Annotated in this window: 4 protein-coding genes; 3 read left to right on the forward strand and 1 reads right to left on the reverse strand. The window is 39.2% G+C overall.

Annotation, left to right across the window (positions count from 1 at the left end):
- Positions 1 to 246: 246 nt before the first annotated feature.
- On the reverse strand, positions 247 to 2,208 hold the full coding sequence (locus PLJ10_08875) for an ATPase, T2SS/T4P/T4SS family (GenBank protein ID HOK09759.1): 1,962 nt from the start codon (positions 2,206 to 2,208) through the stop codon (positions 247 to 249).
- Positions 2,209 to 2,646: 438 nt separating this feature from the next.
- On the opposite strand from PLJ10_08875, the gene PLJ10_08880 reads away from it, so the two are divergent.
- The 3 genes from PLJ10_08880 to PLJ10_08890 all read left to right on the forward strand — a co-directional run bounded on the left by PLJ10_08880 (position 2,647) and on the right by PLJ10_08890 (position 6,128).
- Positions 2,647 to 4,461: a carbamoyltransferase gene (locus PLJ10_08880; protein HOK09760.1), complete on the forward strand. Its 1,815-nt coding sequence runs from the start codon at positions 2,647 to 2,649 to the stop codon at positions 4,459 to 4,461.
- Positions 4,462 to 4,466: 5 nt separating this feature from the next.
- On the forward strand, positions 4,467 to 4,880 hold the full coding sequence (locus PLJ10_08885) for an SxtJ family membrane protein (GenBank protein ID HOK09761.1): 414 nt from the start codon (positions 4,467 to 4,469) through the stop codon (positions 4,878 to 4,880).
- 69 nt (positions 4,881 to 4,949) lie between these two features.
- The gene (locus tag PLJ10_08890; GenBank protein ID HOK09762.1) at positions 4,950 to 6,128 is read left to right on the forward strand and encodes an acetyl-CoA C-acetyltransferase; all 1,179 of its coding nucleotides are present in this window, start codon (positions 4,950 to 4,952) and stop codon (positions 6,126 to 6,128) included.
- Position 6,129 lies beyond the last annotated feature (1 nt).

Genomic DNA, 6,129 nt, shown 5'->3' on the forward strand with positions numbered 1-6,129 from the left:
CTCTTTTTCTTCTTATTATTTATATATAAATATCAGTTTAGTTGTAGTAGTTTATGTTCTTTTGTTAACAACTATTAAAGATTATCTATTTTACATATTTAAAAGCAACTTCTTTATGTTAAGAAGATGTTTATTTATTTGTTAAAAACTTATAGTTATTAACAAATGAGTATTCTTTATAAATTTTTATGTTTATATTTTGTTATTAAAATTTGTTTTATTAACAATATTTTAACACGTTATAACCTATAATCTAACAACTCTTAAAAATTCTTCTGGTGTTACAATCCCCTGCTTTATTTTTTCTCTACAGTGGTCAGCCATAGTCTTCATTTTAGCTGTCTGTGCTATTGTTTCAGGAGTTGCACCATCAGCAATTAATTTCCGAATTTGTGGTGTTATCTCCAATATTTCAAAAATCCCTGTTCTACCTTTATATCCTGTGTGATAACAATTATTACATCCTCTTCCACGATATAGTTTTTTAATAGTAGTAGGAAGTCCTACCTCCTTCAATATCGATGTACTTGGTTTATACTCTACCTTACACTCCTCACATGTTTTTCTTACAAGCCTTTGTGCAATAATTGCAGTAAGTGCGCTCGATATCAGGTACGAAGGCATACCCATATTCCTGAGTGTGTTAATCGCATCGGGTGCATCGTTCGTATGGAGAGTACTAAATACAAGATGACCTGTCATTGCTGCTCTGATTGCAATATGTGCTGTTTCTGTATCCCGTATCTCGCCAACAAGGATAACATCAACATCCTGTCTTAACGCCGCCCTTAACGTATTTGCAAATGTCACTCCAATATCAGGGTCAATTTGCACTTGGTTGATTCCAGAGAGCTGGTACTCAACAGGGTCCTCAAGTGTTACAATACTTTCAGTCATCACATTCTTTTGATTAAGTGCCGCGTAAAGTGTTGTTGTCTTACCGCTCCCTGTAGGACCAGTAACAAGTATCATACCGTAAGGTTGCCTAATTAGTTTTACAAGTTTATTCTGTTCTTTCTCATCAAGCCCGAGGTCACCTATCCCTGACAGAACTGCAGACTGATCCAGAAGACGTAAAACGACACGCTCACCTAAAAATGTTGGAAGTGTTGCTACACGGATATCCAACTCTCTCCCTTCCACCTCTAAGTTCATGTGTCCATCCTGTGGATGTCTTGTCTCTGTAATATCAAGATCAGACAATATCTTTATACGAGAAACCACAGCATTTTGCATATTCGGGTGAATACTCATCACATCATGTAGAATACCATCAATTCGATATCTTACTCGCATCTCTGGTTCCTGTGGGTCAAGATGAATATCTGTTGCCCCTGCTTTAACTGCACCCTCAAGGATTGTTTTCACTGTGTTTATAGCAGACATGCCAGATGCTTCTTTTGCTATCTTTTCAAACCGCCTATCCTGTGTGATAGAGGAAGGAGCAACACGTTTAATTTCTGTTTTCTCTGACATTTCTTTCTCCTTTTCAGGTCGTTCTTTTGTTATTACTTTTTCTCGTGCCGATATTGTCTGTTTTTTAGGTTGTTCTACAATAACATTATTATTTAAAAGTTGTTCATACCATTTATCAATTATTGCATCTATATTGTCTACTGCTGTCAACATTGGGTATATTCGCTTACCTATGAGAATAGAAAGGTCTTTTGTCTTCTGTATATTTTGCGGACTGGTGATAAGCACTGTAACTTTATCGCCTTCGATATAAATAGGCAAGACTTGATATCTATGAGCAAGGGCTTCAGGTATCGTATTTAGCGCAGAAACCTCTGGCTTAACAGTTTTTATATCTACATACTCAAGATTATGCTGTTTCGCTAACGTCTTTGCTATATCCTCCCTTTTAACATAGCCAAGTTCAAGTAAAATATTACCTAATAATCTATTCGTCCTTTTTTGAACTCTTAATGCTTCTTCAAGTTGTTCCTTACTAATAATTCCGTCTTCAAGCAAGGCACTACCGAGAGATTTATGTTTTTCTTGAAGTTCTCGAGGATGCCATTCATACCTTAGAATGTCTTCCACTGCGGAGAAGGTTACCTTACCCATTTGAATAAGTTGTTTAAACCATGGAACACCACTCGTCTTTTCACGTTCACGGACTTTATTAAGCTCTTCCTGCGTAATGTATTCGCCTTTAACAAGTCGTTCCGCTATCCGATTTTCATTATTTACCTCATCTGACATACCAGCACTCCATTACATAAAAAATATATTCCATTTAATCTATTTATAATACATCAAATATACATTTTATAATAATAATAAGTCAAGAGAGGAATAAAACATGTTACTTAAAAGTTAAAAAAATTAAATAACGCATATCAAATCATAAAAAAAATCAAACTATGTAACCTACATTATTTTTACAAGTTCCTATACATATCTTTTTAGGTATGAACTTATGCCTTCGCCCTGATACGTTATAATACATAAACACAGGACAAAATCCGCATATTACTAACTACTGACCACATCCCCGCTCACGGAATAATATACTGCTAAATATGTTATTATATAGGACGACCCCACGGTAGTTTCAGAATAAATGATGCCACTTATGACATAATTGAAAATTATCTTATATTATCGGTAATATTCTAATGGAATTTATAAGGATTAGTAATGAATATACTTGGTATATCTGCCTTCTATCATGACAGCGCATCTGCATTACTTATGAATGGGGAGATAATCGCATCTGCCCAAGAAGAACGTTTCACAAGGAAGAAGCACGACCCACGTTTTCCAAAAAATGCAGTGGAATACTGCCTTCGGGAAGGGAATTTGAAAATCTCGGACATCGACTGTGTGGTGTTTTATGATAAGCCATTCCTAAAATTTGAACGGCTTATGATGACATATCTCGGAACCGCACCAGCAGGCATAACATCATTTTTTGTTCAGTTACCATCATGGCTATCTGAAAAACTAAATATGCGTGCAACTATTCGTAAAGAGTTAGATTATCATGGTGAAATATTATTTTCCACGCATCACCTTTCTCATGCCGCATCTGCATTTTTCCCAAGTCCGTTTGAAGAATCTGCAATTATAACCCTCGACGGCGTCGGTGAATGGGCAACATCTGCGTATGGCGTCGGTAAAGGCAACAAAATAAAATTATTCAAAGAAATACGTTTTCCACATTCCCTGGGACTGTTATATTCTGCATTTACCTACTTTACAGGGTTTAAGGTAAATAGCGGAGAGTACAAACTGATGGGACTTGCACCGTATGGTGAGCCAACGTATGTAGATATTATCAAGAGGGAACTCATTGATATTCGCGATGACGGTTCATTTAGGTTGAATTTGAAATATTTCGATTACTGTGCTGGCTTGAAAATGACCAACCAGCGGTTTGCAAATCTTTTTGGCGGTCCACCTCGTAAGCCAGAGTCAAAAATTACACAACGCGAAATGGATTTGGCAAAATCGATACAACTCGTAACAGAAGAAATCGTTTTGAAAATAGCACATCATGTACATAAACAAACAGGATTAAAAAAACTTGCGATGTCAGGCGGGGTAACATTAAACTGTGTTGCAAATGGCCGACTCTTACGAGAAGGACCGTTTGATGAAATCTGGATACAGCCCTGTGCAAGTGATGGAGGTAATGCGTTAGGTTGTGCCTTATTAGTGTGGCATCAAGTCTATGGAAAGGAACGCATCCCTGACTCTCGTCGACAAAAAGCCAGTTATTTAGGACCTGAATTCTCGGATGATGAAATTGAAACATTTTTGAGAGAGGAAAATATCCCTTACGAAAAATTATCCGAAAAAGACATTGCGAACCGAGTTGCACAGTTGATTGATGAAGGAAAGGTTGTAGGTTGGTTTCAAGGAAGGATGGAATTTGGACCCCGTGCCTTAGGGGCGAGGAGTATTTTAGGAGATGCACGTTCACGGGAAATGCAGTCCGTTCTAAACTTAAAAATTAAATTCCGAGAATCATTTCGCCCGTTTGCTCCTACAGTACTTCGCGAACATGCCGATGAATATTTCGAACTGAACGGTGCAGAGAGTCCGTACATGTTACTTGTGGCAAATGTACGAAAGGAACATCTCCGCGAATTAACAGAGGAAGAAAAACAGGCTCGTGGGTTCGACAAATTAAAGGTTATTCGTTCTGATATACCTGCGGTAACACATGTTGACAATTCAGCACGAATCCAAACCATCTCTCGTAATGACCACCCGCGATACTACGATATGATAAAGGCATTCTATGATAGAACTGGTTGCCCCGTTATTATTAATACCTCCTTTAATGTCCGCGGTGAACCGATTGTTTGCACACCGAAAGAAGCATACACCTGTTTCATGAGAACAAATATGGACTATCTATGTATGGGTTCATTCCTTTTAGATAAAACCCAACAAAGAGCATGGCACGAAGAAAAAGACTGGAAAAAAGAATTTGAACTGGATTAATAACTATGGCTATGAAAATTAATTACAAAGACAAAAAAGAACAACGGAAGTTCGGAATTTTAATCGGTGCTATTTGTGTATTAATCGGTACTGCACGTTGGGCAATACATGGATTTATAGCACTCCCATATATCTGGTGGGGTATCGGTGCAGTGCTTATCATTTGTGGAATTGTAGTACCTATTATTTTACTCCCTGTATTTTTTATTTGGCTCAAACTTGCCGAAGCATTAAACTGGCTAATGACACGAATCCTATTACTTATTGTTTTCTACCTCATAATAACGCCGATAGGATTACTGTTTCGGCTCGTGAAAGGTGACCCATTACATCGACAATGGCTCCCTAAAGATGCGACATACTGGGAAGAAGTCGAGGTCCAACCCGAAACAAAAGATGAATTCTTAAAGCAGTTTTAAGTATAAATTAAATTATAGATAGTAGTAACAACAAATGGTCAACCAATTAACAGGATAGGAGGTAAAAAAATGAAAACAATCGTTATTACATCAGGAGTTCGCACCGCTATCGGTTCCTTCGGTGGAAGCCTCAAAGACTACCCAGCCCCTGACCTTGCAGGGCTCGTCATTAAAGAGGCCATTCAGCGGAGTAACGTTGAACCCGAAGCCATCGGCGATGTAATCATCGGTCAATGTATGCAGAGAACCGACGAACTGCCCACAGGTAGACTTGCCGCACTTAAAGCAGGTTTGCCTATTCATGTGCCAGGAGTTACAATCCAAAGAAACTGCGCCTCAGGCATGCAAGCCATCATCTATGCTGCCCAGCAAATCATGCTCGGTGATATGAACATCGCCGTCGCAGGCGGAGTAGAAGTCATGAGTAGAGTCCCATATACCATTGATAAAGCGAGATGGGGAATCCGCTTACAGCATGCAACCCTCGCCGACGGAATCTGGGATGGACTCACCGACTCATGGAGCGGATTAATCATGGGACTTACTGCCGAAAACTTAGCCGAAAAGTACAACATATCCCGTGAAGAGCAAGATACTATCGCACTCAAATCACATAATAGCGCAGAAAAAGCAATTAAAGACGGAAAATTCAAAGAAGAAATAATCCCCATCGAGATAAAAGGAAAGAAAGGAAGTGTTACCATTTTCGAACAAGATGAACACGTCCGCATGGGCTTGACAATGGAACAATTATCCGCATTAAAACCAACATTCAAAAAGGATGGAACAGTTACAGCAGGAAACGCCTCAGGCATTAACGACGCCGCATCAGCGGTAGTACTGATGACTGAAGAAGAAGCCAACCGTAGAGGTTTAGAACCCTTAGGACGACTTGTCGCGTACGGAATGGCTGGTGTCGAACCAGAACTGATGGGCTATGGACCAGTCCCAGCAACAAAACAAGCCTTAGAACGCGCTAAAATGAAACTGGACGACATCGAACTTATCGAACTTAACGAAGCCTTCGCAGCACAATACCTCGCATGCGAAAAACTGTTAGGGCTGAACAGAGATATTACTAATGTTAACGGCTCAGGTATCGCATTAGGTCATCCCGTCGGATGTACAGGAACACGCATTGTAGTAAGCCTCCTATACGAAATGAAACGGAGAAAATTAAAGTACGGATTAGCCACACTCTGCGTCGGTGGTGGCATGGGCATGACAACTATCTGGGCTCGAGATTAAC

The organism is Candidatus Hydrogenedens sp., assembly GCA_035361075.1.
In the GTDB taxonomy this organism is placed as follows: domain Bacteria; phylum Hydrogenedentota; class Hydrogenedentia; order Hydrogenedentales; family Hydrogenedentaceae; genus Hydrogenedens.

Excerpts from the sequence above, each read along its gene's own strand:
- PLJ10_08875 (HOK09759.1), bottom strand. The coding sequence starts at position 2,208 with ATGTCAGATGAGGTAAATAATGAAAATCGGATAGCGGAACGACTTGTT.
- PLJ10_08880 (HOK09760.1), top strand. The coding sequence starts at position 2,647 with ATGAATATACTTGGTATATCTGCCTTCTATCATGACAGCGCATCTGCA.
- PLJ10_08885 (HOK09761.1), top strand. The coding sequence starts at position 4,467 with ATGGCTATGAAAATTAATTACAAAGACAAAAAAGAACAACGGAAGTTC.
- PLJ10_08890 (HOK09762.1), top strand. The coding sequence starts at position 4,950 with ATGAAAACAATCGTTATTACATCAGGAGTTCGCACCGCTATCGGTTCC.